Source organism: Mycobacterium sp. TKK-01-0059, assembly GCF_000709305.1.
In the GTDB taxonomy this organism is placed as follows: Bacteria; Actinomycetota; Actinomycetes; order Mycobacteriales; family Mycobacteriaceae; genus Mycobacterium; species Mycobacterium intracellulare.
In genome coordinates, this window is record NZ_KL446993.1 from 1,794,245 (window position 1) to 1,820,817 (window position 26,573).

Genomic DNA, 26,573 nt, shown 5'->3' on the forward strand with positions numbered 1-26,573 from the left:
AACGCGGGGCCCGAAGGCGTGCTTTCCCTGACGTTCTACACGACATCCGCACTGATCAACTGACCATCGCGTCCGAAACCTCAACCATCGCAGGGGAGAGCACGCTGACATACTGACTGAGCTCGCGCTGTTGAGCATCAAGCTTCCGGTTGCAATCGCGATGGCGCACAGCGGGCTCGCCCGCAACCATCGCCCGTTGTCGAGATTCGCGGTCTCGAGAGTCTGGATCCGGACCTGCGTGGACTATCTCGCTGTGACACCCGGTGGCGCGAGGGCGGCGGCCACAAACCTTCTGTGCATCAGCCGGATACGGTTGTCATACCTTGTCTCTTTGGGTATAAATAGTAGAAAGGTAAGTGAAGTTGCGTAGCTAGTCGCAAGCGACCTAGTTATGCGCAACGGCGGTGGGGCCCGCCATAATTGCTCGTCGTTAGTGGGCGGCCAACGGTCCCTGCGGAACACATGTAGTACTTGGTTTGCCGTGTGCAGCCAAGCGTGACGCAGGAGGAGCCGTCTCGTGGCTATACGTTGTGCCTACATATCTGCTCGCAAACTCAGTTATTTCTGTGCTGGGCCGACTCGTGTGATGTCGTCGCCTCAAGCTGTCGTCAGCGGGTGCGCTCATATGCATCGAGGCATTGCTGGGTAGTTGTCAGAAGCTGTCGTTGCCAGCCATGACTACGAGCGCCAGAGATTTAAAGCCTTTGGGAGACCGCGTCTTTGATGTCGGTCCGGTCTACTCGCGGTGGCGCCTTCTCAGTGGTCGGCTGATGAAGGGTGAATGCTGATGCTGGATTATGGGGCGCTAGCGCCAGAGATTAATTCGGTCAGGATGTATTCAGGTCCGGGTTCGGGGCCGATGGTGGCCGCCGCCACGGCGTGGGACACCTTGGCTAATGAGTTGGAGACGGTCTCCCGTGGCTACTCGTCGATCATCACCCAATTGCAGGGTGGAAGCTGGTCTGGCGGTGCCTCTGTTGCGATGGCGAGCGCGGCGGCACCGTATGTCGCGTGGATGGCAACAGCAGGGGTGCAGGCAGAGGAGGCAGCCAGTCAGGCTCGGGCGGCGGCGATCGCTTATGAGACCGCCTTCGCCGCCACAGTGCCGCCGGGGTTGGTAGCAGCTAATCGCACCCTGCTGGCTCAGCTAATCGCAACCAACATTCTTGGGCAGAACACCGCGATGATCGGGACGACCGAAGCCTCTTATCAAGAAATGTGGGCCCAGGATGCTGCTGCGATGTATGGCTACGCCGCATCCTCGTCGGGAGCGACCAGGCTGACCCAATTCAACCAGCCTCCGCAGACCACTACCTCCTCCGGGCCGTCCGCGCAAGCCGCGGCAGTAGCCCAGGCAACTGGCACCTCGGCGGCCGGGAAGTCTCAGACCACTCTTTCTCAGTTCATGTCGGCGGTGCCAAAACAGTTGCAAAGCCTCGCCACAACTGGGTCTTCGGGTTCGTCGTCTTCGTCGGCGCTCACGGGTTTTAGCGACTTCAACACGGTGACCTCCCCGATCAATCTCGGCGATGGCATTAGCCGCACGATCACATCGGGGGGAAGCTTTGGCACCGGGCTGTTCCGGTCGAATCTGCAGGATGCCGCGGCGTCGGCCGCCGACGCTTCCAAGGCCGCCGACGCCGCCCGCGCGGCCGAAGGTGCCGCGAACGCGGCCCGGGGCGCCACAGCGTCCGCAGTGACACGCGGTCCGGTGCTGGCCGGTCTCGGTAGTGGGACATCGGTGGGGGGGTTGTCGGTGCCACAGAGTTGGGCGGCGACGAATCCGGCGGTTACCACTATTGCTGAGACGCACTGGTTGTCGGATGCGGAGCTCGAGGGGGGGCCGTCGTGGCATGAGGCCGGCCCGGCTGCCGGCGTGTGGAACGGTGCGCCTGCAGCGGGCGCCGGCGCCGCTTCGGGCCTCGTGTCGCGGCCCATGGTCAACAACGTGCTGCGTGTGACGCCACGGCAGTTCAAGATGCCCCGTCCTTCGTCCGGCGGATAGCTACCCGGACCCCTCTTCAGTGCAGCAGCACCGTCAGCAACTGCTGGGTTACGGGTGACGGTCGGACCAGCGTTGAAAGGATTGCCGATGTTTGATTTTGGGGCGCTACCGCCCGAGATCAACTCGGCCAGAATGTATTCCGGTCCGGGCTCGGCACCGATGATCGCGACCGCATCGGCGTGGGACGCGCTGGCCGCACAACTGGAACTATACGCGGCTGGGTATTCGTCGACGCTCGCAGAGCTGCAGGGCCAGTGGATGGGGGATTCGTCAATGGCGATGGCAAGCGCGGTTGCACCCTATATGGACTGGGCAACGACGACCGCGGTGCAGGCGGAGCAAGCCGCTGGCCAGGCCCGCGCGGCGGTGGTGGCCTACGAAACGGCATTCGCCATGACGGTGCCTCCCCCTGTAATCGCCGCCAACCGTACGCAGCTCGCGATTCTTGTCGCCACAAACTTCTTCGGACAGAACACACCGGCGATCGCGGCCAACGAGACTGAATACGCCGAAATGTGGGCCCAGGACGCGACCGCCATGTACGGATATGCCGCGTCCTCGTCGGCTGCGTCCAGGCTGACTCCCTTCACTGAACCGCCGCAGACCACGAACACGGGCGGTGAATCATCCCAAGCAGCAGCGGTAACCCAACTCGCGAGTAGCCCTACCGGACAGGCACAGGTGAACCTGTCGCAGCTGATGTCGAGTCTGCCGCAGCAGCTGCACACCCTTGCAGTGGGAGGGGCCGGGAACGCCTCGGCGGCGGACCCTTCGCCGGGGGCGACGTCAATAGTCAACGCTTTCAGCGTGTTCAACACCCTGGTCACCAATCCGGCGCAACCCTTCTGGTCGACGACCTACTCCGTGCTTTCCGCGGGACAATTCGGTACTGGACTTAATTTGGCGAACATGCAGGCGGCCAAGGCCGCCGCCAAGGCGGCCGCTTCTACAGCTGATGCGCTGACTCCCGTTGCCCCCCGTGGTCAGGTGCTGGCAAGTATGGGCCAGGCGACGCCGGTGGGGCGATTGTCGGTCCCGCAGACTTGGGCGACGAGCCCGGCTGCCAGTGCCCTCAATGAGCCAATCCCACTGTCGGGCACAGACTTTAAACTAGCCCCAGTCCAGGGGAGCACAGCGGCCAACGAGCTAGGTCCGATGCCAATGGTGCGCTCTGCAAGTCAACAAACGGGCGCCCCCGTGTTGCGCAACGGACGTCGGGTCTTCACGATGCCGCGTCCCGCCCACGGCGGATAGACATCATCGGCTGCCGGCGTTAAGCATTCTGACTCGGTTGGACCGCCGCGACCAGAGTGGTCTCTCTGAGGCAATCGCTCCCCGTCGTTGCGGTCAACCAGCGGCCGGCGAGCGGGGAACGACGCTGGGCGTGCGCTTCTTGGCAGCGGCATTGCTGACGGCTCGCCCGGCAAGCGTGCCGAGCAGCGACTCTCCGAACAGGGTCGCTGGCATGGCGCCCGGAGCAGCCGTGGCGGCTGGTGCGCTGGCTGCCGCCAGCGCCGCGGGGGTAGCCGTCACCGGAGTTGCTGTGGCCGACCATGTTTGAGGCACCGACAATCCTCCCGCTAGTGTGGCGCGGCCCATGGCAGCTGAAACGTTTGGGCCGCCAGGCCCTGCTGCTGTGGGCGCAAGCGGTCCGACCGGTTCGCCAAGGAACGGCCCTATGCCTTGAGCGGTATCGCGTTCGGCCGCGATGGCAATGGCGTGGTTCGTGGTACCTATGGAGCTTCCGGAGAATGACGAGCTGGTTACCGACGCGGATGCGCTACCGGCGTCCACCGAGTTGCCGAAAACGTCGGCGGGGGTGAAACCTAAGGGGTTGGCCGCCGCGCTGGGATCAGGGGAATCCTGCGCCACCGCGTTGTGTACCTGCGAAAGGGCTTGCGAGCTCGTTGACTGGGCCTGGGCCGCGGGTGTGCCCGAGGCTTGATTGACTGCGGCGGCTTGCCTTGCTTGCCCGTCGGGATTGGTAGTTCTCGGCGGATCGCCAAACGGCGTGAGCTGCGCTGCGCTCGCCGACGAACCTGCATAGTTGTACATCGCTTCGGCGTCCTGAGCCCACATCGCATCGTAGTCGGCTTCGGTGGCCGCGATCGCCGGGCTGTTTTGCCCGAAATAGTTGGTCCGAACCAGCGACGCCAATTGGGTTCGGTTATATGCGATCAGGGCCGGCGGCACGGTAGTCGAGAAAGCGGTCTGATACGCGGCCGCCGCCGTTCGGGCCTGGGTGGCGCTCTGCTCGGCCTGAACCGCGGCGCTGTGCATCCATGCAACATACGGGGCGACCGCGTCACTCATCACGGCCGACGACGGGCCCTGCCACCCGCCAACCGTCAGGATGCCGATGACCGAACGGTACGCGGAGGCTGACGAGTTCAATTCGGTTGCCAGGTTGTCCCAGGCGTCGGCGGCGGCCAACATGGAGGCCGAGCCCGGACCCGAATACATTTTGGACGAGTTGACTTCTGGGGGAAGCGCGCCGTAATCCATTTGGGTAAGCCCTTTCTTACTCGTATATCGATGGTTCGAGTGTTGAGCGATCGTTCATGAGCTGTGCCCTCGCGGGACGCCAACGTGTCGAACTCCCGCACCTGCCATGCAGAAGGATGGTGACGTCCGAATTCACCAAAGGTCTGTACATTTCGTCTTCCTCCTTATCCGGCGGCCGGTGAACGCACGATGATGGGACGACTCTTCTGGCGCCGCGCATCAGCCCCCTCCTCCCGAGAAAGTGTTCCCAGCAGCGCCTGGCTGAACGAATTTCCAGTAGCTTGCGGCACATTCGCGACGGTGCCGGTGGTGGGAACGGGGCTATCCGGTAATGCCAGCGCAACGTGGCGGACATCGGGCGCCGCTGTGGTCCATGCCGAAGGGACCGACAACGAACCTACCGGGGCCGCGCGGCCCAGCGCCGCTGACACCATCGATATGCCAGGTCGGGTGCCGGATCCTGCTGCTCCCCTGCTTCCGGGCGGCGAGGCGGCATCACGGGCATCTTGAAATGCCAGACGCTCGTCAACGATGGCGATCCCGCGCCCTGACGTGGCGGCGCTGCTATATCCCAACGCCATATTGACAAACCGTGGGGGAGTGAGTGCGGCGATGACCAAGGCCTGTGGGGTCACTAGCGGGTCCGATGCCGCCGCAGGCGCGAAGAGCTGCGCCGGCGCAGTTGACGCCTGCGAGCTCAGCTGGACCAGCGTCATAGGTTGAGGTACCGCGGAGTCGCTGACAGCTTGTGCGGCGGCTTCGGATTGGGCGGTCAATCCAGAGCGATTCGTAGTCGGCCCTGGCGGGTGAAATGGCACTAAAACTCTTGCTGCGGACGATGTTTCGGCGTAGTCGTACATAGCCACCGCATCTTGGACCCACATCTCCGCGTACTGCGCCTCGGTGGCTGCGATCGCAGGGGAGTTTTGCCCGAAGAAGTTGGTTGCAACCAAGGTCATCAACAGGCTGCGGTTCGCGGCGATCACAGATGGGGGCACCGTCATCACGAAAGCGAGTTCGTAGGCGGCCGCAGCTTCTTTGGCCTGAGAAGCGGTCCGCTCGGCTTGCTGCGCCGTATCGTGTAGCCACGCGATGTAGGGTGCCGCTGCCGCCGCCATTGACACAGACGACGGGCCCCGCCATTGGCCACCAGTCAGTTCGGTGACAATCGACCAGTAGCTCGTAGCTACCAAGGACAACTCGACTGCGAGCGTGTCCCAGGTCACCGCGGCAGCCAACATCGATGCCGAACCAGGGCCGGAATACATTCTGGCAGAGTTGATTTCTGGTGGGAGAGCTCCAAAATCCAGCACTGGCGGTCGCTTCAGATCACGAGGGCGGTGGCAGCGGCGTCCCCTGCCGAATTGACTTGACTTGGGTCGCCTGCCGCCGTGGACGGCACTCTGCACGGACTAGGGACAGACGGCGTCGCAGGTGTTCTCGATATGCGTCAAGGAGGGCGGGCGATTGGTCGTATAGGAAGGCGTGCACGGTCGACCGGTTACATGCCTTTGCTCGCCGCTCCCCGGGACCGAGTGATGACCGGACCGCCAAAAGCACCGGGCCGTCGTGGCGCTTTCGCTGCACAGCTGTGGTCCGAGTGCACGCTGCCCCTTTCGTGGCGGCGTGCTCACCACGGTTGAGGACTACTGATTCATCGAACGCAGCGGACGTATTAGGTCCCCCGTGCACGCGAAGGCGTCCGGCGGGGCCTGACGGTTGCGCACGGCCCCGGTGAAACTCGTCGGCATTACTCCCGGTGAGAATCAGGTTGTGCGTCACCGAGCCAGCCCCGCCTTCTACCCCAACACAGTTACGGGTAGAAGCCATCAGCCGGTGCCGGCGGTCAAAGGCGAGCCTCATCGCCTAAACGCGATGTTAACTGCGGCATAACGTTTAGTGCAACGAGGCGCATGCAATTGGTCAACGTGCTTGTGCGGGTGTGAAGAGAGACCACGGTAGCCTTCAGTCGCGGCGAATCCCGCCTGCAATCCGCTGGCAAATCAGCCTGCCCTGCCTGCGAAGGCAACACTCGCGGGTCCACGGTAGCCGTGGCATTTTCTGGCCGCCGGCATGCTGCGCTGCTATCATTGGCGAAGCCCGCAGTTACTTGGCGGCTGGCGATGAGGCTCGCCACGATCGCGCCCCCCGGCGCTAATGGCTTCTACCCCGCACGAAAGCAATCGTCGACGCAGCTATGCGTCGAAGCGAGGGAGGGGCAGCCCATGGTCCATGGTTTCTCAATCGGGTCGGCAATGACTGACTCTGTTTCTGGCACGACCGGCCGATTCGCGCTATTAACAGCCTTAGATCGCAGCGAAATTGCCCCGACTTGGGGCTTCAGCAAGCATGGGACGCAAGGGCACCGAATATTCCAGCCTGCCGCTCGGCGGCTTCCGGGTTGCGATGAACGTCGCGGGTCGCTTCCCGCTTACGGCACTTCGGAATCAATGATTCAAATTAATTTGGGAGGGAAACAATCATGTCGTTTGTGACCACACAGCCGGAGGCTTTGGCCGCGGCGGCCGGGAACCTGCAGGCTATCGGGTCGACCTTGAGCGCCCAGAACGCGGCCGCTGCAGCCCCAACGACGGGGGTGGTACCCGCTGCCGCCGACGAGGTGTCGGCATTGACGGCGGCTCAGTTCGCCGCGCACGCGCAGATGTACCAGGCGGTGAGCGCCCAGGCTGCGGCCATCCACGAGGCGTTCGTGAACACCCTGTCCACCAGCTCCGGTTCGTACGCTGCGACCGAGGCAGCCAACGCCGCCGCGGCACTCTAGGGGACGGGCGGTCAGGCTCGGGTAAACGATCCGGCCACCGTCTTAAACCACACCAACCACTCATTACGTACTAAGGAGACAGCCGACATGGCAACACGTTTTATGACCGACCCGCACGAGATGCGGGCGATGGCGGGCCGTTTCGAGGTCCACGCCCAGACCGTCGAGGACGAGGCCCGCAAGATGTGGGCGTCGTCGATGAACATCGCCGGCGCGGGCTGGAGCGGCCAGGCGCAGGCGACGTCGTATGACACCATGGGCCAGGTCAACCAGGCCTTCCGCAACATCGTCAACATGCTCCACTCGGTGCGCGACGGGCTGATCCGCGACGCGAACAACTACGAGCAGCAAGAGCAGGCCTCGCAGCAGATCCTCAGCAGCTAGCCCAGACCTGCTGCTGCCCAATACTTTTAAGGAGCCAAGCAATGAGCATCAATTACCAGTTCGGCGACGTAGACGCCCACGGTGCCCTGATCCGCGCCCAGGCCGCGTCCTTGGAGGCCGAGCACCAGGCCATCGTTCGCGATGTGCTTGCTGCCGGAGACTTCTGGGGCGGTGCCGGTTCGGTCGCGTGCCAGGAGTTCATCACCCAGTTGGGTCGCAACTTCCAGGTGATCTACGAGCAGGCCAACTCCCACGGACAGAAGGTTCAGTCCGCGGGCAACAACATGGCCAGCACCGACAGCGCCGTCGGGTCCAGCTGGGCCTGACACCGAGACCACAGGCGCGGCAGCACACCACCCGTCGGTGTGCTGCCGCGTCTTGCGGTAACCATCTCGAACGAGTCTTGCCCCACTCTGTATGGGGCAGCGTGCAGTGGCCCTGGCTCGGTTGGCGATGAGGTTCTACCACATCACGGCAAGGCGGCTGGGAAGTTGATGGAGGTCCTCTCGAAGGCGCAATGCTGAGAAAATATGGTGACCGTACCGGTAAACCGCCGCCCTATTCCCAAGTTAGAGAAGGTGAATCGGGTGCGACGCAACAAGGCGGCTCCGCTAATCGGTCAATAAGCGTCGACTTTCAAATTGCGCTGCCACGCGGCACTGGGGAATACCACATTTCCATGGTCGCTTGCAAGCGCGGTGCGGAACAAGCCGCGTCGGCGATGTCGGTCACGGTGTAGCCGCCCAGGGCACGTAGCGGTCCGACTGTCTGGCGGGTCAGCGCTTCCAACAGCACATCTTCCCTTCCAAATACAGCCTCCGTCTGTTCTTGTGGATGTACGCAAGGCACCCACGGAGTGGTGCCTTTCTGGAAGATAGGCGCTCGTGCGGATGAACGACACCTCGACTAAGGATCTGGTGATTGAGATCCGCGACTGCAACAGCATCACCGATGCGAGAATCGCGCTGCGACAATCCGCCCTGAATATCAAGTACGGCGCCAACGGCGTCGGAAAGAGCACGATCGCCCGGGCGCTCCAGCTGCTTACCGGCGGCGACGGCTCGCTTGATCCTCTGGTGCCGTTCAAGTACCGAGGGGTCAATGGTGCTCCGCCCCCTAGGGTGGTCGGCGCCGATGCGATCGAGAAGGTGCTTGTCTTCGACGAAGACTATGTTTTGCAGTTCGTCTTTCAGCCCGATGAGGTGCTTAAGGACAGCTTCGAGGTTTTCATCAACACCGACGAGTACAAGCACGGCCTCGCTCAAATCGACGCCCTTTTCCAAGCGCTCAATGACACCTTTTCCCAGCAGGATGAGTTCGACGCTGCATTAGATGCCTTCAAATCGCTGCGCGATGCGTTCGGTGTGACCAAGACGGGGGCGATCGCCAAGACCAGCCGAGGGTTCAAAGCCCTAGGGATGGGCGGGAAGATGGCTCATATCCCTGAACCGCTCCAAGGCTACAAACAGTTCCTCGAAAGCGAGGACCCGGCCACCTGGATCACATGGCAGGCCAAGGGGAAGGCCTTCCTCGACCGCTCGGAAAACTGCCCGTTCTGCTCCAGCCCGAGTCTGAACAAGCAGATTGCAATGCAAGTCTCCGAAGAGTACGAGTCTGCCGCAGTCAAGAATCTGAGCGCACTCCGCCAGGTGATCGACCAACTCGGCGATTACTTTGAGGAAAGCAAGCGCGAACTTCTGAAGGGGCTACTCACCTCCCTCGGCGAGCTGTCGCCGGAGCAAAGTAACTTCCTCGCCAATCTCCGCGCACAGGTGCAGACCTTCCTAGGAAAGTTGACAGACTTGCGCGCGCTCTCCTTCCACACGCTCCGAGACGCCGCCGACGTCAACGAGTTTCTTCTGAACCTCAAGATCGACCTACCTCTACTCGATGCGTTCAACTCCGAGAAGACCGCCTCCGTCGTCGGCCTGATCAACGACAAGCTCGACGAAGTCGCAGGGCGGATCAACGAACTACGCGCCGAGCTCGGGAAACAAAACAGCCGGGTATCCAACCTCATCAAGGTGAACCAAGACGCCGTCAACGAGTTCCTACGCTCAGCCGGCTATCGGTACACCGTGAAGATCGAGAACACCGAGGACTCGTACCGGATGATCGTGGAGCATCAGGACTCCCCCGGGCACCTCGAATCCGCGAACCGCCACCTGAGCTACGGCGAGAAGAACGCGTTCGCATTGGTGCTCTTTATGCACCACGTCCGGAAGGAACGGCCGGACCTCGTCGTGCTAGACGACCCGGTATCCAGCTTCGACAAGACGAAAAAGTACGCCATCCTCCACCAGCTGTTCCACGGGAAGAACAGCATCCGTGAATTCACGACGCTGCTTCTGACTCACGACATCGAACCGGTGATCGACATCGTGCTCAACCCCACGGCCGGGCAGTTCACCATGATGAAGCCAGTGGCGCACTTTCTTGAGAGCCAGGCAGGTACGGTGCGCGAGTCCGTCATCGAGAAGCACCACATCTCGACCTTCTCGCAAGTCTGTGCGGCGAACATCAAAGCGTCTTCGGACGATGTCATCAAGTGCATCTACCTCCGGCGGCTCTATGAAGTGCACGGCGATCGCGGCAGCGAATACCAGATCTTGTCGAGCCTGCTCCATGCCCGCGACGTTGCTGGGACGAAGGGGCCGGACGGTGAATTCACCCCGCTATCGGCGGAACAGTTCGCCGCTGGCATGCAGAAAATACAGGAGCAGATCCCGGCGCTCGACTACGACAAGGTCGTGCAGGAACTCAAGGACCCCGCAGTCGTGAAAGCGAAGTTCGACGCAACGGATGTCGGGTACGAGAAGGTTCAACTGTTCCGTGTTCTTCTCGCCGACGAGAACTGGGCGAAGAACGGAGACAAAGCGTTCCAAAAGTTCGTGAACGAGTCATACCACATCGAGAACGAGTACGTGATGCAGCTGAATCCACGCCAGTTTGATGCGGTACCTGAGCACATGATTAAAGCGTGCGAAGCCCGCCTGACTGAAGCTGTCGGCTAACAAACTCTCAAACGGTCGCGCGAGAGCTAACCGATTTTGATTGGGGCCAACAGGATATCCTCACTCTCGTTTCATGAGATTCGAGACCCCGCCTGTGGTTAACGTCGGTTACAGCTCCACCCGCTGGTCAATACACTCTCAGTTCTGCAGGCGCCGTTCGCTGGTGTCTGGTCGCGAAGGGGTCCAAAGCCTTCCGGGCACAGCTTGGATAAATCCTGGATCAATCCGGGACGGCTGTTTCACGTAGCGGCCTATGGCTGGGCTGCGACCTCCGCGTGGTGCTGGGTGGTGTTGTAACTGAAGTTAAGAAGCTTGGCGGTTAGCGGTTAGGGCGGCGCAGTGCGGAGGGTGCTGCTGATCGGTGATCCGAACCGGCTTGTTCACGCGAATCTTGTGCGGTGGTGTGTGTACTCAGCCAGCTAGCTGAAAACTTGATCACTTATCTCTTCTTCGGCTTGTCGCGCGCCAAGCACACTCCTCAGGTGGGTGGCCGCGATGTCGTTACCGGCGTTGTCGAAGGCCTGATGCCAGCAGGTGCCTTCACTCTGGCGAGTGCTTCCACGTCAGGATGCTTGCAGGCCGTTCAGTGTGGCACACCACATCGACGATCGGGCCATGCCTTGTGGGGGATGCGCGGCGTCGATCTCATCGTGGCGGTCAGACCAGCTCGGAGGGCGCTTGGGCACAGGTTCTGCGACGGTAGAAATCGCCTTTGGCTTTCGCAACGTCCACGGCGAATCTTACCCATCAGAGCACCCAGAACAGCTGTGCGACAGTGCTTTTCCGCTAGCCCGGCCGGAAGTGTCACCGTAACGGAACGTGGCTACAACAGGCCCCTGCTCTGCCACGCTATCCATTTGACCGTAGGATCGGTGCGGCCGCCGACGGAACAGGGCGACATCGACGTCCTCCGGGAGCGCGGCGGACTGTCCGCAGTCGCCACGCCAGATGTCTAACGCATTGGCCGACGGCACAGTTGAAGCTGAATACCTGACCCTGTGTACGTGCTGCTCATCGACTCTGTTGCTTAACGAATCGATCTGGATGAGTACAAAGAACGAGTTTTGAACGCCCGCCCTGGCGACACTTTTTCGATGTTTAGACATCTTCGGCTTACCCATAGATCCGTATTAGGCCGCGGCCTGAAGCGCAAATCGATTGAGGGGGAATAGTATCCGAACTCCTAGGCCTCGATGGGCTATCCCGCCAGTAGAAGGTGTTCTGCGCACAATGATGCAAGGCATCACTGTTGATCTCCGAGGGACCTAAATACCCTAGGCTGGTAGGTTATGTATTGTCGGCGGCGGGCCGGGTGACGTGTTGAAAAGGCTCAGCTGAATTCGACTCTGATCGGCATGAAAGCTTCTGTGTCGCAACGATTGAGGAGCGGTGGTGGACGAAGACTGCTTGAAGCTCACCACGTATTTGTCCGAACGCCGGCGCACCCACGACGGCTTTGTCTCCGACGTGCTGCTCGGCCTGTACGAGCGCCACCGCATCGCTTGTAGCGTGGTGCTGCGCGGTATCAGCGGCTTCGGCACCATGCGCCGTTTTCGCACCGATCAGTCGTTGACGTTGTCCGAGGATCCGCCCGTGGCGATCATCGCGACCGACACGAGAACGAAAATCGAGCCGTTACTGGATCCGGTGCTGTCCATCAAACAACGAGGCCTGGCGACCTTGGAGCGCGCACGGCTGTTGCGCGAGGACATCGCGGCCGCAGAGCTTCCCGACGATTTGCGTGAATCGGTCAAGTTGACGATTTTCGTAGGGCGCAAAGAGCGCGTCTACGGGGTGCCGGCCTACATCGCCATCTGCGATTTGATGTATCGCCGCCGAATCGCCGGTGCGTCGGTGCTTTTGGGCGTCGACGGCGTCGCCCACGGGCAACGCCAACGTGCTCACTTCCTCAGCCGCAATGCCGACGTCCCGATGATAATCGTCGCCGTCGGGTCCGGTGAGCACATCGGTCGCGTGTTACCGGAGCTTGGGGGATTACTGCACCGGCCGATGTTCACTCTCGAACGGGTCCGCGTCTGCAAGCGCGACGGTGAGTTACTGGAGCGACCGCATGCCCTGCCGGGGACGGATGAACATGGCTTGCCGCTATGGCAGAAGCTGACGATCTACACCTCCGAATCGGCACACCACGGCGGTATGCCGATTCACCGCGCGATCGTCCAGCGGCTGCGCCAGGCCAAAACCGTCGGCGGGGCCACCGTGCTGCGCGGCGTGTGGGGTTTTCACGGTGACCACCAGCCCCATGGTGACAAGCTGCTCTCGCTGACGCGCCGCGTGCCCATCGTCACCATCGTGATCGACACCCCGGCCAACATCGCCGAATCCTTCGCCGTCATCGACGAATTGACGAACACCGAGGGACTAGTCACCAGCGAAATGGTGCCCGCGCTGGTGTCGGACGAAGGCGATAACGGGGAGGGGCCGCCGCGCATGGCCCAGCACCGCTACTAGCTCTTGGTGTGCGGCGACGCCTTTTAGGACGCCGCCTGATAACTAGCCGGTAATCCCAGCGGCCGCGATCGCGAAGGAGCACCGGTAGACCGCTGCGAACGCCTTCAGCTTGATGCGGCACCATTGCGCTGGTGACGACTCCGCAAGGGCCCTCGCGCGGCGACTCGCCGGAATGGAATCGCCCCTCCAAGCCCCCTGGCCCCGGTAGGGGGCCGGTACCCCCAAGGCCGCGGCCTGTGCCTCCTGGTCCTCCGACTCCGCAGATTCCTCAGGGCGGTCGACCATACCCACCAAGGCCTTCCCCCCGCCCACCGGCGCCGCAGCCGCATTGGCCAGGCCAGTCGCCGGCCCCGCGGCAGGGCCCTTCCGGCCCGCCGCCAAGGCAGCCGGCGCAGGCCGCCGCTCGGCTGTCCACTCAGCCGCCGCCGAACGAGGCTCCGGCGCGAACCCGACGCCGCTTGTTGGGAAACGGGCGGTCGAAAGCTCTGGTCCTGGGCGTCGTGCTGGTCGTCGTCCTGGCCGTCGTGGTCGGTGCTGAACTAGTCGTCCGCCACCTGGCCGGCAGCAAGCTGGCAAGCGCAGTGGCGTGCGAGGTACAGGACAGCGTTAGCGTGTCGTTTGCCCCTATGCCACCGATGCTCTGGCAGTACACCAGCAGCAACTACCCCGACATCTCTGTGCAGACTGCCGGCAATCAGGTGCGCGGAGCCAAGGGCATGAAAGTCCACATCGATATCAAGGACCTCCGCCTCAGCGACACCAACAACTCCAAGGGCACCATCGGCGCGCTGAACGGCACCATCGCCTGGTCATCCGACGGCATCAAGGCATCAATCCAGGACGCCATCCCGGTACTGGGCAGTTTTGTGACCAGCAAAGTCACCACCAACACCGGCGACGGAACCATCCAATTGAAGGGTTTCCTCGACAGCGCCACCCTCAAGCCCCAGATCGCGAACAACGGCCTGTCGCTGCAGGTGGTCAGCTTGACCGCGCTGGGCTCAACCATGTCGACGGATACGGTGCAGAAGGACCTCGACAGTTTCACGTCCAAAGCCACCCAGAACTATCCGTTGGACATCCACGCCGACAGCGTCAAGGTCACCGATAGCGGCGTGGAAGCTGCGTTTTCCTCCAGTAACGCGACCATCCCGGCGGCATCGTCGTCGGCACAGACCGGTCAGAACTGCTTCAGCGGACTCTGATTCGGCCCACCCCGTCGAGCGGGGCCAAGCTGACTCAGCCGGCGACCGAGGCGTCGTAGATCGACTGGATCGCCTTGTCCAGCGTGGTGTTGAACTGCTCGTCGGACTGGTCGGCCGAAAGCCCCTCGGTGAGCGCGCGGCTGAAGCTGGCGATCAGGCCGGTGTTCTTGGCCAGCAGCTCGTTGGCCTCCTCGCGCGAGTAGCCACCGGAGAGCGCGACCACCCGCATCACCTTCGGATGCTCGATCAGCGGACGGTAGAAGTTGGCCTCGGTGGGCAGGCTCAACTTGAGCATCACGCGCTGCCCCTCGGGCACGCCGTCGAGTTGCTTGGTGATCTCGTCGCGCAGGATGCTCTCGGCCTCGGCTTTGTCCGAGATCGAGATGGTGACCTCGGGCTCGATGATCGGCACCAGCCCGTGCGAGAGCACCTGGCGTGCCACCTCGAACTGCTGCGCGACCACGGCGGCGATGCCCTCGGCGTTGGCGCCGCCGATCACCGACCGCTCCTTGGTTCCGAACACGCCCTTGCCCACGGCCCGCTCCAGCAGGTCGTCCAGCCCCGGCATGGGCTTCATCAGCTGGACGTCGTTGGAGGCGTCCGCCAGCCCCTTGTCGATCTTGAGGATCGGCACCACGCCCTTGGTCTCCCAAAGGTAGGTGGTCGACGGCTTGCCCTCGATCTCACGGTCCATGGTCTGTTCGAACAGGATCGCCGCCAGCACCCGGTCACCGGTGAACGACGGGGCGGTGATGATCCGCGAACGCATCTCGTGGATGAGGTCGAACATCTCCTTGTCGGAGGAGTACGCGCTGTCCTCGATGCCGTACAGGCGCAGCGCCTTCGGCGTCGAGCCGCCGCTTTGGTCGAGCGCCGCGATGAATCCCTTGCCCGACGTCATCCGGTCCGCTTGCTGCTGGTTCGACATTGAACTCTTCACTCCCTCGTAATGGGCGCACCAGCCGAGGAGGCCGCGCGCTCAAGCCTGAATCGTGCCGATCATATTCGGCCAGCCCCAACCGGACGAGACAGGCCGTCGGTCCGGTCCGACCCCGGGCCTGGGCCGGCTGCCCCGATGCCGGCGGCCGTCCAGCCGGCCCGCCAGAAAACGAACACCTGGGATCGGTGCCCGCGCAGTCGTCGCATCGCCTGGCACCCACCGGCGCGATCACCGGGCGCCACGGGCCGCCGCCCCGCCGAATTGCGCAGGTCGCGCCGCGCGGACCGCGGACGAAACGGGCGGGGGCACGCCAGGCCCTGCCGACAGCATCCGCAGTTTGTCCCGTCGCCCCGCGCCGAGCAGGAACCTCATCTCGACGCGGCAAATCGTTCAGCATTTGAAGGCGCGATTGGTGCGTGTCCTACCATTGACCAAACACTTGTAGCTGTATCTGCACTTAGCAGGGCAGATCGACGGGGCGCACCCTCGGTAGGCAAGCGTGTTCCCGAGGGGTTGAATCAGCAGCCCCCGGATATGGCAGTGGCTGTACGAGAGCTAGCAGTGTCCCGCACGGGACCGAATGTGAGTGATGGACCATGGGCGAACAATCCGGCGATGTCGTCGATCCAACCGCTTTTGAAGTGGGCAAACACCAGGTAGATCAGGCGGTCGTGCTTACCGTCTCGGGTGAGGTGGACATGCTCAGCTCCCCGCAGCTGGCCGACGCCATCCAGACTGCGCTGGCCACCAAACCCGCGGCACTGATCGTCGATCTGTCGAAGGTCGGCTTCTTGGCATCGGCCGGCATGACCGTGCTGGTGACCGCGCAGGCCGAGGTCGAGCCGCCGACGAAGTTCGCGGTCGTCGCCAACGGCTCGGCCACGAGCAGGCCCATCAAGCTGATGGGGATTGACAGCGTGCTCGCGCTGTACAGCAGCCTGGACGGCGCGTTGAGCGGCATCGCTGGGGAATGAGCCCCGGCACGAGTGAGGACACACCTGGGGACGATGGGTCGCTCGGATCAGCCTCATAACCTGTCGCGCGTCGATGACCGCACCCTTTTCGTGCGCTCGCGCGTGGCGGCTGACGCGCGCAGCGCCGCCCGCATCCGCGCCGAATTCGGGGCGTGGCTGAACGGCCATTTCTCCCTGTGCGCCGACCGCTCCAGCGATCTGCTCCTGGCGGTCTACGAAGCGATCGCCAATGCCGCGGAGTTCGCGTATGTCGACGCGGCGCAGCGCGGGACCGTGGATGTGCGAGCTTCCTACGACGGCGACGCCGACGCCCTCGCCGTGACCGTCGGCGATCGGGGTCGTTGGCGGCAGAAGGTCCCGGCGCAACACCACCAGCAGATGCGCGGCCGCGGCATCCCGTTGATGGAGGCCCTCGCCGACGAAGTGGCCATCGACCGGACTCCGCAGGGCACCCGCGTCACCCTGGTATGGACCGGCCTGACGCGGTCCGCCTGCAACGCCTGAACGCCTACCCGGCCAGCACCTGCGCGATGCGGTCGTCGCGCGGCAGCACCGGCCCGTCGTCGAGGGGTTCGTCGATGCCCAGGTCGGTGAGCCCGGCTTTGGTCATCAGCGAGGTGCCGTAGGCGGCGAGCACGAGTTTTTGATCGTCGCTGTGGCCGTCCTCGACGAGCATCGCGCCTATTAGGCAGATGACGGCCATCTTGAAGGCGTTGAAGGCCCGGTACCAGGCTCGGTTGGCGACGCTGATCCCGCTGGCCGACTCGTAGTGCGCCAGCATGGCCTCGATGGGCAGGGCCGCGGGGTGGCTGTTGATCCCGACCGGCTGCATCCACAGCATCTCGAGCCAGCCGATGTCGGTGAGCGGGTCACCGACGGTCGTCATCTCCCAATCGAAGACGGCGCTCACCTCACCGGCGGTGAAGGCGAAGTTTCCCGGCTTCGCGTCGCCGTGCACCAGCGAAACCGTGGGGCACGGGTCCGGCTTGCCGGCGAGCAAGGCCCCATGAAGGCGCTCCAGGGCGGGCAGGCGGTCGCGCTTGACCCGGTTCATCTCCGCGGCCCAGTGGCCCAGTTCGCGCTCCAGGTGGTCGGCGCCGTCGTCCAGGGTGGCCAGCCCGGTCCTGGTGAGGTCGACGGTGTGGATGGCGGCAAGTTGTTCGACCAGGCTCTGGCACATCCGGACCACCGTGTGGTCGGCCGCACCGGTGGGTGGCTCCATTTCGTACACGTCGCCGGCGACGTGTCCCATCACGAAGAACGGCCGGCCGAGGACCTCGCCGGTCGGCTCGAGCCACAGCGCCGGCGGGACGCGGACCGGCGTGCCGGCCAGGGCGCGCAGGATGGCGAACTGGCGCGCGAGGTCGTAGGGCTCCAGCAGCGCGGGTGGCCGGGGCCGCAGCCGCAACACCACGTCGCGCCGGTCGTCGCGGCCGGCGCGCCGGGTGACGACGCTGAGCGTCATCATCTCGGCCGAGTGCCCGAAGCTCACCCGGTCGATGCCCTCGAGGCAGACGTCGTCGGCGTCGGGCACCTGGGTGCGCACCCAATCGGTCAACCGCCGTTCCCGATCGACGTCCAGGGTCATCGCCGCACCCCGTCGCTGTCCTCCTGCAAGCGATCGACCGGGGTCTTGTCCTGGGTGAAGGCGGACATGTCCATCGCGGTCCAGTTGGGGTAGCGGGCATAGCCCCGCCCGCCGAGCAGCAATTCGAAGATGCCCCAACCGGTCTCGCCGTCCCGCTCGAATCGCATCAGCTGGTCGAGCGCCATCGATTTGCTCTCGGTCTCGGACAGCTGGTCGGGATCGCTACTGTCCCAAGCGAAATGGATGAAATAGGCGCCCCCACCGAGGTCTTCGTATTGGCAGTGCGCCATCGGCAGGCCGTAGTAGGCGTTGACCTGCTGGTGGGGTGCCTCGGCGATCACGCGATGGGCGTGGCCGTCTTCATCGGTGAACACGAGAGCGGCGCCGGTGGGTCGCTTGCGGTCTCCGTCGAATTCGACGTCGTGCTCGATCTTGACGAATCGTTTCGACAGCCTCCCATCCGCGTAGGTGATGCCGCCGTCGACGTAATTAACTGTGCCGTCGGCCGATTCGATGATCCACGCTTCGATGGCATGGTCGTCGAAGCCGGCGTCGAGCCACAACCAGAAGTCGATCTTGTCCGAGACCCGCACGCCGAAGGTGCGGTCGCGGCCACCGTGAAAGCCGTCGACGCTGATACGTTCCCCATCGATCGTCACCCAGCCGCTCCATCTCCCGGGTTCTTTCATGTGGTACATGTCGGCGAGCAGCTCGCCGTTTTTGCCGCGCACCTTCATGGGCAACAGCTCCCACATCGGCGCGGTGGGTTCGTAGTAGAGCTCCCACTCGATTCCGGAGTTGTTGGGCTCGACGTCCAGCCGCCACTTCTTCAGCGGCTCGACGCAGGTCCAGCGCATCGGTCCGGCGCTCAGGTCGCCGCGGTCGCCGCCGGTGACGGGCCGCCCGGACAGCAGGTCCCAGTGCCGGCCGTCGGCGAGGCTGACCTTGACGTAGCCCAGCCCGGTGCCGGTGTTCGGGTTGTTGCCGTAGCCGCTGGCCAGCAGCAGGGTGCCGTCCGGTGACGCGGCGAAGAAATAGCAGCGATCCGACCACGTCGGGTCGGCATTGTGCACCTGGTCGAACGTGCTGGGGAGCTGATGGGTGAACGATTCGTCGGCGGCGGAATACGCCATCATTCGGCCTTTCTGGCGAGGTTTGTCGTTGCGCTGCAAGGCGTTTCGGCGAAGGACTGCGGCCGGGCCGATTTGGCATCCGATACCGAAGCAGCACAACGCATCCCGTAACATCGCCGCCATGGAACCGAGCCGTCGGTGGGGCGACGACCGCGCGATCCTCGACGACGAGGAGGCCCGTAGGCGGATCCTGGATGCCGCCGGGCGCTGCATCGTCCGGCGCGGCAACACCCAGTTCCGCATGGGCGAAGTCGCCGACGAGGCCGGGGTGTCGCGCTCGACGGTGTACCGCTACTTTCCCGGTCGCGACGACGTCCTGCTGGGGCTGATGCTGGCGCGGATCGACACCGCGCTCGGCGAGTTGGTGCGCTCGCTGCCCGCGCCCGACGACCCCGTTCGGTCGGTGCCCGAGATGGTGCTGGCAAGGGTCGAATCGGTGGACGGCAACCCGCTGAACGAAGCGCTGTTCGCGGCCGAGAGCACCGCGGTGGCCTCGGCGCTCGAGAAGGGTTCCGAACCGATCGTCGAACTGCTGTTGCAGCATTACGGGCCGTTGCTCGACCGTTGGAAGGCGGCCGGGCTGCTCTACCCGGATGTCGATTTCCGCTCGATCGTCCAGTGGCTGCACGCCGCGACCCTGTTCCTGCTGGCGCCCTCGTGGCGCTACCGCCCCGCGGCCGACAAACGCGAATTCGTCGAACAGCTCGTGGTGAGGGCCCTGGTTCCACAGATCAGACAATAATCGTATATTGTCTGATGTCCAGACGTTCGATTGGTTTTCTCCGACGGCGTTGGTGTCGCTGGCGCGGCGCCGACGTCGGGTTGAGAGCCGGGATGGATGGACATGAAAAACCCTGTGGGACACGCGTTTTCCTTCGTCGGCCTGGCTGCGCACCTGGGCCGGGGCGCGGGTCGGGTGGCGACAGACGCGGTGGTGGGTGGCCGGTTCGGCTTGCCTCGGTCGGCCGACGAGATCACTCCCGCGGTCCTGTCCCGCGTCATGGGAACCACCGTCCGGTCGGTGCGCGTGCTGAGCAGGGACGCGGGCACGTCCTCGCGCGCGCGGCTGGTGCTGACCGGCAAGAACGTCCCGGAGTCGGTGTTCGTCAAGGTCGCGGCGCAGACCGCCGCCACCCGCCTGATGGGTGAGCTCGGCCGGCTCGGGCACACCGAGGTGCGTTTCTACCGCCAGCTCGCGCCGCAGGTCATCGGCGTTCCCTACTGCTACGGCGCGGCCTTCGACCCGTGGACGGGCCGGTACCTGCTGGTGCTGGAGGATCTCCCGGCAGAGTCGTGCGAGTTCCCCGACACCTTGCACCCGCTGTCGACCGACCAGGCCGGCCTCATCGTCGAACTGCTCGCCGAACTGCACGCCACGTTCTGGGACCGGCTGCCGCGCGACGGGCGCGGGCCGCTGGGCTGGCTGTACACGCCGTCCGGCGACGTGACGTCGTTGTTGACCGGCTCGCTGATGCACACCTCGATCAAGCGCCTTGCCGAGCGCGCTTCTTCAGTCGACGTCCCCGTCGACGCGGGGGCGTTCATCGCCGACAACTACCGTGCCGTCGCCGCGCTCATCGACACTCCGCCGCACACCGTCATGCACGGCGACGCCCATCCCGGCAACATGTACTTCCACGGCGGCAAGGCCGGGCTGCTGGACTGGCAGGCGGTGCGGCGCGGGCACCCCAGCCGCGAGCTCGCCTACACCCTGATCACCAGCCTGACCCCGGAGGACCGGCGGGCCAGCCAACGCGAGCTGCTCGACGACTACCGGCGGGCGCTGGTGGCGGCGGGCGGCCCCGAGCTGGATCGCGACGACCTGTGGCTGCGGTTCCGCCAGGGCGCGCTGTACGCCTATGTCGCCCCGCTGATCACCACCGGGATGGGCGGCATGCAGGTCGACGACATCGCCATGGAAGGCCTGCGCCGGGGCGTCGCCGCGCTCGACGATCTGGAAACCGTCGCCGCGCTGAAGAGTTGTTTGTAGGGCTTGCGAATTCGGCCGAAGCTATTGCCTTCGCCACGCCACGAGTTACGCTACCTACCGTAGCGAAATGCTGTGCGCCTTCCGCTCAGCCCTCCGAGACAGCCCGCGGCGGCGAAGAGGAGTCTCATGTTCGACCTGAAGATCACCGGTGGAACCATCGTCGACGGCACGGGCGCCGAGCGCTACCGCGCCGACATCGGCATCAAGGACGGCAAGATCGTCGACGTCGTCCGCCGCTCCGCCGACGGCCCCGAGATGGGCGGGGAGGCGGCCGAAACCATCGACGCCACAGGGCATGTGGTGGCCCCCGGCTTCGTCGACATCCACACGCACTACGACGGTCAGGTGACCTGGGACGGCCTGCTGGAGCCGTCCAGCGGCCACGGCGTCACGACGATCGTGACCGGCAACTGCGGCGTCGGCTTCGCCCCGGTGCGGCCCGGCACCGAGCAGTGGCTGATCGAACTGATGGAGGGTGTCGAAGACATCCCCGGCACCGCGCTGACCGAGGGCATCACCTGGGGCTGGGAAACCTACCCCGAGTACCTCGACGCGATCGACAAGCACAAGTTCTCCGTCGACGTGGGCAGCCAGGTCGCGCACGGCGCGATTCGCGCCTACGCGATGGGCGAGCGGGGGGCGCGCAACGAGCCCGCGACCCCCGACGACATCGAGGCAATGGGTCGGCTGGTTCGCGAGGCGATCGAGGCCGGCGCGCTCGGCTTCTCGACGTCACGCACGATGGGGCACCGCGCGATGGACGGCGAGCCCGTACCCGGCACGTTCGCCGCCGAGGAAGAACTGTTCGGCCTCGGCCGCGCCATGGCCGCCGGCGGCCGGGCAGTGTTCGAGCTGGCCCCGCAGGGCGCCGCGGGTGAAGACATCATCGGCCCCAAGAAGGAACTCGAGTGGATGCGGCGGCTGAGCGGCGAGATCGACCGCCCGGTGTCGTTTGCGCTGATCCAGGTGGACGCTGACCCGAACCTGTGGCGCGAGATGCTCGACCTGTCCGCGGACGCGCACGCCGCGGGCGCGCGCCTGTATCCGCAGATCGCGGCGCGCCCGTTCGGCATGATGATCGGTTTCCAGGGCCACCACGGCTTCAGCCACCGGCCCACCTACCGCCGGTTGAAGGCCGAGTGCAGCCGCGAGGAGCTCGCGCGGCGGCTCGCCGATCCCGCGGTGAAGGCGGCGATCCTGTCCGAGGACGACCTGCCGGTGGACCCGACCCTGTTGTTCGACGGGATGTTCGCTTTGGTGCAGCACTCGCTGGGGCGGCTCTACTCGCTGGGTAACCCGCCCGACTACGAACCCACCCCGGACCGAACCGTCGCCGCGATCGCCCAGGCCCGCGGTGAGGACCCGCTGTCCACGCTGTACGACCTCATGCTCGAGGCCGACGCGACCAACATGCTGATGCTGCCGCTGTTCAACTACGCCGACGGAAACTGCGACGCGATCCGCGAGATGATGCTGCACCCCGCCGGCGTGCTCGGACTGTCCGACGGCGGCGCGCACTGCGGGATGATCTGCGACGCTTCCTATCCGACGTTCCTGCTGACGCACTGGGCGCGGGATCGTAAGCGGGGCGAGAAGCTGTCGCTCGAATACGTGATCCGCAAACAGTCCCGCGACACCGCCCATCTGTTCGGCCTCACCGATCGCGGCACCATCGAGCCCGGCAAGAAGGCCGACATCAACGTCATCGACATGGACGCGCTGAGGCTGCACCCGGCGGCGATGGCGTTCGACCTGCCGGCCGGGGGAAACCGGATCCTGCAGGGCGCCAGCGGTTATGCGGCGACCATCGTCAGCGGGACCGTCACCCGCCGCAAGGACGCCGACACCGGGGCCCGCCCCGGACGCCTGGTTCGCGGAGCCCGCTGAGAGCTCCGAACCATGGCAACGGCGCGCACCCGCTCGCACGTCCAGCAGGATGCGATCGGCGCCCCGCCCGAAAAGCCGACGCTGGTGCCGGCCGAGCGGTACTACTCCCCCGCCTTCGCCGCACTCGAGGTGGAGCGGATGTGGCCGAGGGTGTGGCAGCTCGCGTGCATGGTCGACCACATCGCGGCGCCCGGTGACTATTTCGACTACCGCTGCGGGCCGTACGGGGTGCTGATCGTCCGCGACGACGACGGGGAGATCCGCGCGTTCCAGAACGTGTGCCGGCATCGCGGCAATTCGTTGTGCACGGGCTCGGGTTCGGGCCTGCGCGAACTCAAGTGCGGCTATCACGGGTGGACCTGGGACCTGGCCGGCGCGCTGAAACGGGTGCCGAACCGCAAGGGCTTCGGTTCGCTGCGCATGTCCGACTTTCCGCTGATACCGGCCCGGGTAGAGACGTGGGCGGGACTCGTCTTCGTCAACCTCGACCTCGACGCGATGCCCCTGATCGACTACCTGGAGGCGGTGCCCGACGACATCGCCTGGTGCCGGCTGGGGGACTTCCGCTGCTACGCCACGCTCACGGTCGACGTCGACGCCAATTGGAAGACGATCGCGGACGGCTACAGCGAGACCTACCACATCCAGACCCTGCATCCCGAGCTGCTGCGTTGCGTCGACGACATCCATGCGCCGCAACGGATTTGGGGCCATACCGGCAAGTCGGATCAGCCCTACGGCGTGCCGAGCCCTCGCCTGGGCGGCGCGCTGAGCGACGAAGAGGTGTGGGACGCCTACGTCTACACGCAGGGAGCGCTGATGGGCGCGGCCGAGGGCACCCCCTTTCCCGCCGAGGAACGCCGGCCCGGGCAGACGGTGGCCGACCTGATCGCCGAGCGAACCCGGGCCTTCGCCGCGGGTCGCGGCGTCGATCTCGACTGGGCCGACACCGACCGAATGACCCGATTGCACCAGTACAACGTGTTTCCCAACATGACCTTGTTAGCCAACGCCGACCACCTGACCGTCATGTGTTCGCGCCCCGGCGCCGACCCCGATAAGGGCGAGCTGGTGATGTTCTTGACGACCCGGATGCCGCCGGGCGCGCCGCGCGCCAAGCCGGCCGATGTGCGCATGGCCGCCGACGCGGCCGAGCCGGGCATCGTGCTCACCCAGGACATCGCGGTGCTCCCCGGCCTGCAGCGCGGCATGCACCAGCCCGGCTTCACTCACTTGGTGTTGTCCAGCGAGGAACGCCGCGTGATCAACATGCACCGCAACCTGGAGCGCTACCTCGACCTGCCGACCGCCCAGCAAATGAGCGGCGGCGGAGCGAAATGATCTCTCGCAACATAATTCGTGTACACAGGGCGAAAGTGCCCTCGGGCGATTTAGAATCCCGCTTGTGATGACCCCGTCTTACCCCTGGGGGGACGATCGAGGGCAACTTGCGCGGCAGCTACGGCTGCCGTATCACACACTCCGCCGGAGACGGGAGCGACGTCTGTGCCACAGTTTCGCGCGGGTGGGCGTCCGCACGGCGCCGGAGCGGCTGCGGGCCATGCTCGAGGGCGCGCCGCTGGCCGCTCACGAAATGATCAACCTGAATTTTGCGTTGATCGCGATCCGGCTCGACCGCGAGTCGCGTGCCGCGAGGTACAAGCGGCTCCGGCAACGCGGCGCCCGTTCGCTGATGTTCGCGGGCCTGGTCATGGTGGTGCTCAACTTCCTGGTGTGCATGGCCTACCTCCTGCTGAACCTCGCGGAGCCGACGGCGCCGCTGTAGCTCCTCAGCGCGGGGCGACGATGCCGTTGTCGTACGCATAGACGATCGCGGCCGCGCGATCTCGCAGGTCGAGCTTGCCGAAGATCCGCCCGATGTGGCTCTTGACGGTGACGCCGGAAATGCAGAGTTCGCCGGCGATTTCGGTATTGGACAGGCCCTGGCCGATCAATGTCAGGACGTCGAGCTCGCGGGTCGTCAGCTCGGCGATCGCCGCACCGCGCGGGCCGGGAGCCGCCTTGCGGTACGTGGTGAGCACCCGCGAGGTCACCGCGGGATCCAGGTAACTGTCTCCCCTGGCGACCGCGCGCACCGCGCGGATCAGCTCCTCGGCCGAGGAGTCTTTGAGTACGAAACCGGCCGCCCCGGCGCGCAGCGCCCCCGACAGCAGCTCGTCCTCGTTGAAGGTGGTGAGCGCAAGCACCGGCGGCCTGCCGCCCAGCCTGCGGGTCGCCTCGATGCCGTCGACGCGGCGCATCCGCAGATCCATCACGACCACGTCGGGCCGATGCTCGGCCACCGCGGCGGGCACCTCGTCACCGTCGGCACACTCCGCGACGATGACGAAACCGTCCTTACGGCGCAGGATTCGGCGTAGGCCCGAACGCACCAGGTCTTGGTCGTCCACGAGAAGGACGGTGATCTCGGGCGCCGGGTCGGTCACAGCTTGCACCACCGCGGGCGCCAGGTGGTGTCGCCTTCGTGCAGCGGGATCTCGGCGCGCACCGACCACCCGTCCCGGGTCGGGCCGACGTCGAGGGCGCCGCCGAGCAGGTCGACGCGCTGGCGCATGCCGCGCAAGCCACGCCCCTCCGCCGATTTCGCGGCCACCACGGCGGCCGGGAGCAGATTGCTGACCGCGAGCCGTGCCGACGCCGGCGAAATGTCGAGCACCACACTGGCTTTCGACTCCGGCGCGTGCTTGGCGATGTTGGCCAGCGACTCCTGGGTGATGCGGTAGAGCGCGAGACCCACCGCGGCCGAGACGTGGTCTGTGGGCCCTTCGACGCACAGCGTGACGGCCAGGCCCGCTTGCTGAAAGCCCGCGACGAGCGCCGGGACGTCGTCGATGCCGGGTTCGGGCGTGGTCTGCGCCGTTTTGGTCGGCCAGTTGTCGAGCAGGCCGACGGTGCGGCGGATGTCGGCCATCGCCTGCCGGCCGAGCTTCTCGGCCTGCTCCAGCGCATCGACCGCGTCATCGACGTCGCGATCCTGCTGCAGCGCGCGGCGCGCGCCCGTCACGTGCAACAGGGTGATGCTGAGCGAATGCGCGATGACGTCGTGCACTTCGCGCGCGATGCGGCGGCGTTCGTCGGCGGCGGCGTGCTCGGCCAATGCCTCTTGTGCCGCGATCTGTTCGGCCAGCAGCAGCCGCTGAGTGCGCATCAGGTAGCCGAGCAGCCAGGCCACCGCGATGAATCCCAGGTACAGCACTATCGCATCCAGGCGGTGCAGCGCTGACGCCGCGAGCAACAGCGCCGCCGCCGAGGCGGTCGCCAGCAAGCCGCCGGCAACCGACGCCAATGTCGCGACGACCAAGACCATCAGGACCAGCAACGCCGGGGCGAAATCGGCGTGAATGGGCGTGGACGTACCAAACAGTGTCAATGCGGTCGAGGCCGACCAGGTGGCCCACAACGGGCCCGGGGTCATCTTCATGTTGAAGACCAAGAACGCGAACGAGGGTGACAAAGCCAGGGCGAACGCAGTCAGCGCCACGGGCAGGTCGGAGGCGGGCCGCTGCAGCGTCCCGATCACGCCGCCCAGCACAAGGGCGAGATCGACCGAGATCAGCGCCGCCCAGGTGATGCCGACGGGAATCAGCTCGCCTCGTCGGCGAAGCAGTTCCCGCAGGTGATCCACTGCGGCGCGCAACATCGTCCAATCCTAGAAGAGCCCCCTGCCTCCTCA

22 protein-coding genes and 2 riboswitches are annotated in these 26,573 nt (G+C 65.0%); of the genes, 15 read left to right on the forward strand and 7 right to left on the reverse strand.

Features of this window, described 5'->3' with window-relative positions; translation table 11 throughout:
- Window positions 1–787 precede the first annotated feature (787 nt).
- Together K883_RS08705 and K883_RS08710 are read left to right on the forward strand one after the other, a co-directional pair.
- Complete coding sequence (locus K883_RS08705) at window positions 788–2,005, forward strand: PPE family protein (protein WP_036455351.1); 1,218 nt, start codon at window positions 788–790, stop codon at window positions 2,003–2,005.
- A gap of 87 nt (window positions 2,006–2,092) precedes the next feature.
- Window positions 2,093–3,259, forward strand: a complete 1,167-nt coding sequence (locus tag K883_RS08710) for a PPE family protein (protein WP_036454238.1) — start codon at window positions 2,093–2,095, stop codon at window positions 3,257–3,259.
- A gap of 93 nt (window positions 3,260–3,352) precedes the next feature.
- Here K883_RS08710 and K883_RS26610 read toward each other — a convergent pair whose 3' ends face one another.
- Both K883_RS26610 and K883_RS26615 read right to left on the reverse strand, forming a co-directional pair.
- The gene (locus tag K883_RS26610) at window positions 3,353–4,510 is read right to left on the reverse strand and encodes a PPE family protein (RefSeq protein WP_081914355.1); all 1,158 of its coding nucleotides are present in this window, start codon (window positions 4,508–4,510) and stop codon (window positions 3,353–3,355) included.
- Window positions 4,511–4,674: 164 nt separating this feature from the next.
- Window positions 4,675–5,823, reverse strand: coding sequence for a PPE family protein (locus K883_RS26615; protein ID WP_156035627.1), 1,149 nt, complete (start codon window positions 5,821–5,823; stop codon window positions 4,675–4,677).
- Window positions 5,824–6,323: 500 nt separating this feature from the next.
- A riboswitch (Fluoride riboswitch) is annotated at window positions 6,324–6,386 on the reverse strand.
- 234 nt (window positions 6,387–6,620) lie between these two features.
- Window positions 6,621–6,684, forward strand: a riboswitch (Fluoride riboswitch).
- 308 nt (window positions 6,685–6,992) lie between these two features.
- On the opposite strand from K883_RS26615, the gene K883_RS08720 reads away from it, so the two are divergent.
- From K883_RS08720 to K883_RS08745, 6 genes are all read left to right on the forward strand, one after another.
- Window positions 6,993–7,292 carry a PE family protein gene (locus tag K883_RS08720; RefSeq protein WP_003876474.1) on the forward strand — a complete coding sequence of 100 codons (300 nt, stop codon included), beginning with the start codon at window positions 6,993–6,995 and terminating at the stop codon, window positions 7,290–7,292.
- A gap of 87 nt (window positions 7,293–7,379) precedes the next feature.
- Entirely contained in the window at window positions 7,380–7,676 is a 297-nt protein-coding gene (locus K883_RS08725; RefSeq protein WP_036454244.1) for a WXG100 family type VII secretion target, read from the forward strand.
- Window positions 7,677–7,717: 41 nt separating this feature from the next.
- Window positions 7,718–8,002 (forward strand): WXG100 family type VII secretion target, encoded by a 285-nt coding sequence (locus K883_RS08730; RefSeq protein WP_020824001.1) that lies wholly within the window; start codon window positions 7,718–7,720, stop codon window positions 8,000–8,002.
- Between the two features lie 564 nt (window positions 8,003–8,566).
- Window positions 8,567–10,690 (forward strand): AAA family ATPase, encoded by a 2,124-nt coding sequence (locus tag K883_RS08735; RefSeq protein ID WP_036454246.1) that lies wholly within the window; start codon window positions 8,567–8,569, stop codon window positions 10,688–10,690.
- Between the two features lie 1,392 nt (window positions 10,691–12,082).
- Window positions 12,083–13,162 (forward strand): DUF190 domain-containing protein, encoded by a 1,080-nt coding sequence (locus tag K883_RS08740; protein WP_020824004.1) that lies wholly within the window; start codon window positions 12,083–12,085, stop codon window positions 13,160–13,162.
- A gap of 500 nt (window positions 13,163–13,662) precedes the next feature.
- Complete coding sequence (locus tag K883_RS08745) at window positions 13,663–14,367, forward strand: LmeA family phospholipid-binding protein (RefSeq protein ID WP_020824005.1); 705 nt, start codon at window positions 13,663–13,665, stop codon at window positions 14,365–14,367.
- Between the two features lie 34 nt (window positions 14,368–14,401).
- Here K883_RS08745 and K883_RS08750 read toward each other — a convergent pair whose 3' ends face one another.
- Window positions 14,402–15,295 carry a fructose bisphosphate aldolase gene (locus tag K883_RS08750; RefSeq protein ID WP_020824006.1) on the reverse strand — a complete coding sequence of 298 codons (894 nt, stop codon included), beginning with the start codon at window positions 15,293–15,295 and terminating at the stop codon, window positions 14,402–14,404.
- Between the two features lie 608 nt (window positions 15,296–15,903).
- Here K883_RS08750 and K883_RS08755 point away from each other — a divergent pair.
- Together K883_RS08755 and K883_RS08760 are read left to right on the forward strand one after the other, a co-directional pair.
- Window positions 15,904–16,281, forward strand: coding sequence for an STAS domain-containing protein (locus K883_RS08755; protein WP_009953136.1), 378 nt, complete (start codon window positions 15,904–15,906; stop codon window positions 16,279–16,281).
- Window positions 16,282–16,341: 60 nt separating this feature from the next.
- Window positions 16,342–16,785 carry an ATP-binding protein gene (locus K883_RS08760; RefSeq protein WP_051197844.1) on the forward strand — a complete coding sequence of 148 codons (444 nt, stop codon included), beginning with the start codon at window positions 16,342–16,344 and terminating at the stop codon, window positions 16,783–16,785.
- A 4-nt stretch (window positions 16,786–16,789) separates the two neighbouring features.
- Here the strand turns inward: K883_RS08760 and K883_RS08765 are convergent, their stop codons facing one another.
- Together K883_RS08765 and K883_RS08770 are read right to left on the reverse strand one after the other, a co-directional pair.
- Complete coding sequence (locus tag K883_RS08765; RefSeq protein WP_020824008.1) at window positions 16,790–17,869, reverse strand: phosphotransferase family protein; 1,080 nt, start codon at window positions 17,867–17,869, stop codon at window positions 16,790–16,792.
- Window positions 17,866–19,002, reverse strand: coding sequence for an Rv3169 family protein (locus tag K883_RS08770; RefSeq protein ID WP_179945089.1), 1,137 nt, complete (start codon window positions 19,000–19,002; stop codon window positions 17,866–17,868). Before K883_RS08770 ends, K883_RS08765 begins: the two co-directional genes overlap by 4 nt.
- A 121-nt stretch (window positions 19,003–19,123) precedes the next feature.
- Here K883_RS08770 and K883_RS08775 point away from each other — a divergent pair, with 121 nt between their 5' ends.
- From K883_RS08775 to K883_RS08795, 5 genes are all read left to right on the forward strand, one after another.
- Window positions 19,124–19,744 carry a TetR/AcrR family transcriptional regulator gene (locus K883_RS08775; RefSeq protein WP_020824010.1) on the forward strand — a complete coding sequence of 207 codons (621 nt, stop codon included), beginning with the start codon at window positions 19,124–19,126 and terminating at the stop codon, window positions 19,742–19,744.
- A gap of 102 nt (window positions 19,745–19,846) precedes the next feature.
- Complete coding sequence (locus K883_RS08780; RefSeq protein ID WP_036455361.1) at window positions 19,847–20,992, forward strand: phosphotransferase; 1,146 nt, start codon at window positions 19,847–19,849, stop codon at window positions 20,990–20,992.
- 126 nt (window positions 20,993–21,118) lie between these two features.
- Window positions 21,119–22,879, forward strand: coding sequence for an N-acyl-D-amino-acid deacylase family protein (locus K883_RS08785; RefSeq protein WP_036454251.1), 1,761 nt, complete (start codon window positions 21,119–21,121; stop codon window positions 22,877–22,879).
- Window positions 22,880–22,891: 12 nt separating this feature from the next.
- The gene (locus K883_RS08790) at window positions 22,892–24,220 is read left to right on the forward strand and encodes an aromatic ring-hydroxylating oxygenase subunit alpha (RefSeq protein ID WP_036454253.1); all 1,329 of its coding nucleotides are present in this window, start codon (window positions 22,892–22,894) and stop codon (window positions 24,218–24,220) included.
- Window positions 24,221–24,404: 184 nt separating this feature from the next.
- Window positions 24,405–24,665, forward strand: coding sequence for a hypothetical protein (locus K883_RS08795; RefSeq protein ID WP_014381536.1), 261 nt, complete (start codon window positions 24,405–24,407; stop codon window positions 24,663–24,665).
- Between the two features lie 4 nt (window positions 24,666–24,669).
- Here the strand turns inward: K883_RS08795 and K883_RS08800 are convergent, their stop codons facing one another.
- Together K883_RS08800 and K883_RS08805 are read right to left on the reverse strand one after the other, a co-directional pair.
- Window positions 24,670–25,326, reverse strand: a complete 657-nt coding sequence (locus K883_RS08800; RefSeq protein WP_036454255.1) for a response regulator — start codon at window positions 25,324–25,326, stop codon at window positions 24,670–24,672.
- Complete coding sequence (locus K883_RS08805) at window positions 25,323–26,540, reverse strand: sensor histidine kinase (RefSeq protein ID WP_036454256.1); 1,218 nt, start codon at window positions 26,538–26,540, stop codon at window positions 25,323–25,325. Before K883_RS08805 ends, K883_RS08800 begins: the two co-directional genes overlap by 4 nt.
- Window positions 26,541–26,573 lie beyond the last annotated feature (33 nt).

Bases quoted from the DNA above. Each gene is read 5' to 3' on its own strand.
- K883_RS08705 (WP_036455351.1), top strand. From the start codon at position 788: ATGCTGGATTATGGGGCGCTAGCGCCAGAGATTAATTCGGTCAGGATG.
- K883_RS08710 (WP_036454238.1), top strand. From the start codon at position 2,093: ATGTTTGATTTTGGGGCGCTACCGCCCGAGATCAACTCGGCCAGAATG.
- K883_RS26610 (WP_081914355.1), bottom strand. From the start codon at position 4,510: ATGGATTACGGCGCGCTTCCCCCAGAAGTCAACTCGTCCAAAATGTAT.
- K883_RS08720 (WP_003876474.1), top strand. From the start codon at position 6,993: ATGTCGTTTGTGACCACACAGCCGGAGGCTTTGGCCGCGGCGGCCGGG.
- K883_RS08725 (WP_036454244.1), top strand. From the start codon at position 7,380: ATGGCAACACGTTTTATGACCGACCCGCACGAGATGCGGGCGATGGCG.
- K883_RS08730 (WP_020824001.1), top strand. From the start codon at position 7,718: ATGAGCATCAATTACCAGTTCGGCGACGTAGACGCCCACGGTGCCCTG.
- K883_RS08735 (WP_036454246.1), top strand. From the start codon at position 8,567: ATGAACGACACCTCGACTAAGGATCTGGTGATTGAGATCCGCGACTGC.
- K883_RS08750 (WP_020824006.1), bottom strand. From the start codon at position 15,295: ATGTCGAACCAGCAGCAAGCGGACCGGATGACGTCGGGCAAGGGATTC.
- K883_RS08755 (WP_009953136.1), top strand. From the start codon at position 15,904: ATGGGCGAACAATCCGGCGATGTCGTCGATCCAACCGCTTTTGAAGTG.
- K883_RS08765 (WP_020824008.1), bottom strand. From the start codon at position 17,869: ATGACCCTGGACGTCGATCGGGAACGGCGGTTGACCGATTGGGTGCGC.
- K883_RS08770 (WP_179945089.1), bottom strand. From the start codon at position 19,002: ATGGCGTATTCCGCCGCCGACGAATCGTTCACCCATCAGCTCCCCAGC.
- K883_RS08775 (WP_020824010.1), top strand. From the start codon at position 19,124: ATGGAACCGAGCCGTCGGTGGGGCGACGACCGCGCGATCCTCGACGAC.
- K883_RS08780 (WP_036455361.1), top strand. From the start codon at position 19,847: ATGAAAAACCCTGTGGGACACGCGTTTTCCTTCGTCGGCCTGGCTGCG.
- K883_RS08785 (WP_036454251.1), top strand. From the start codon at position 21,119: ATGTTCGACCTGAAGATCACCGGTGGAACCATCGTCGACGGCACGGGC.
- K883_RS08790 (WP_036454253.1), top strand. From the start codon at position 22,892: ATGGCAACGGCGCGCACCCGCTCGCACGTCCAGCAGGATGCGATCGGC.
- K883_RS08805 (WP_036454256.1), bottom strand. From the start codon at position 26,540: ATGTTGCGCGCCGCAGTGGATCACCTGCGGGAACTGCTTCGCCGACGA.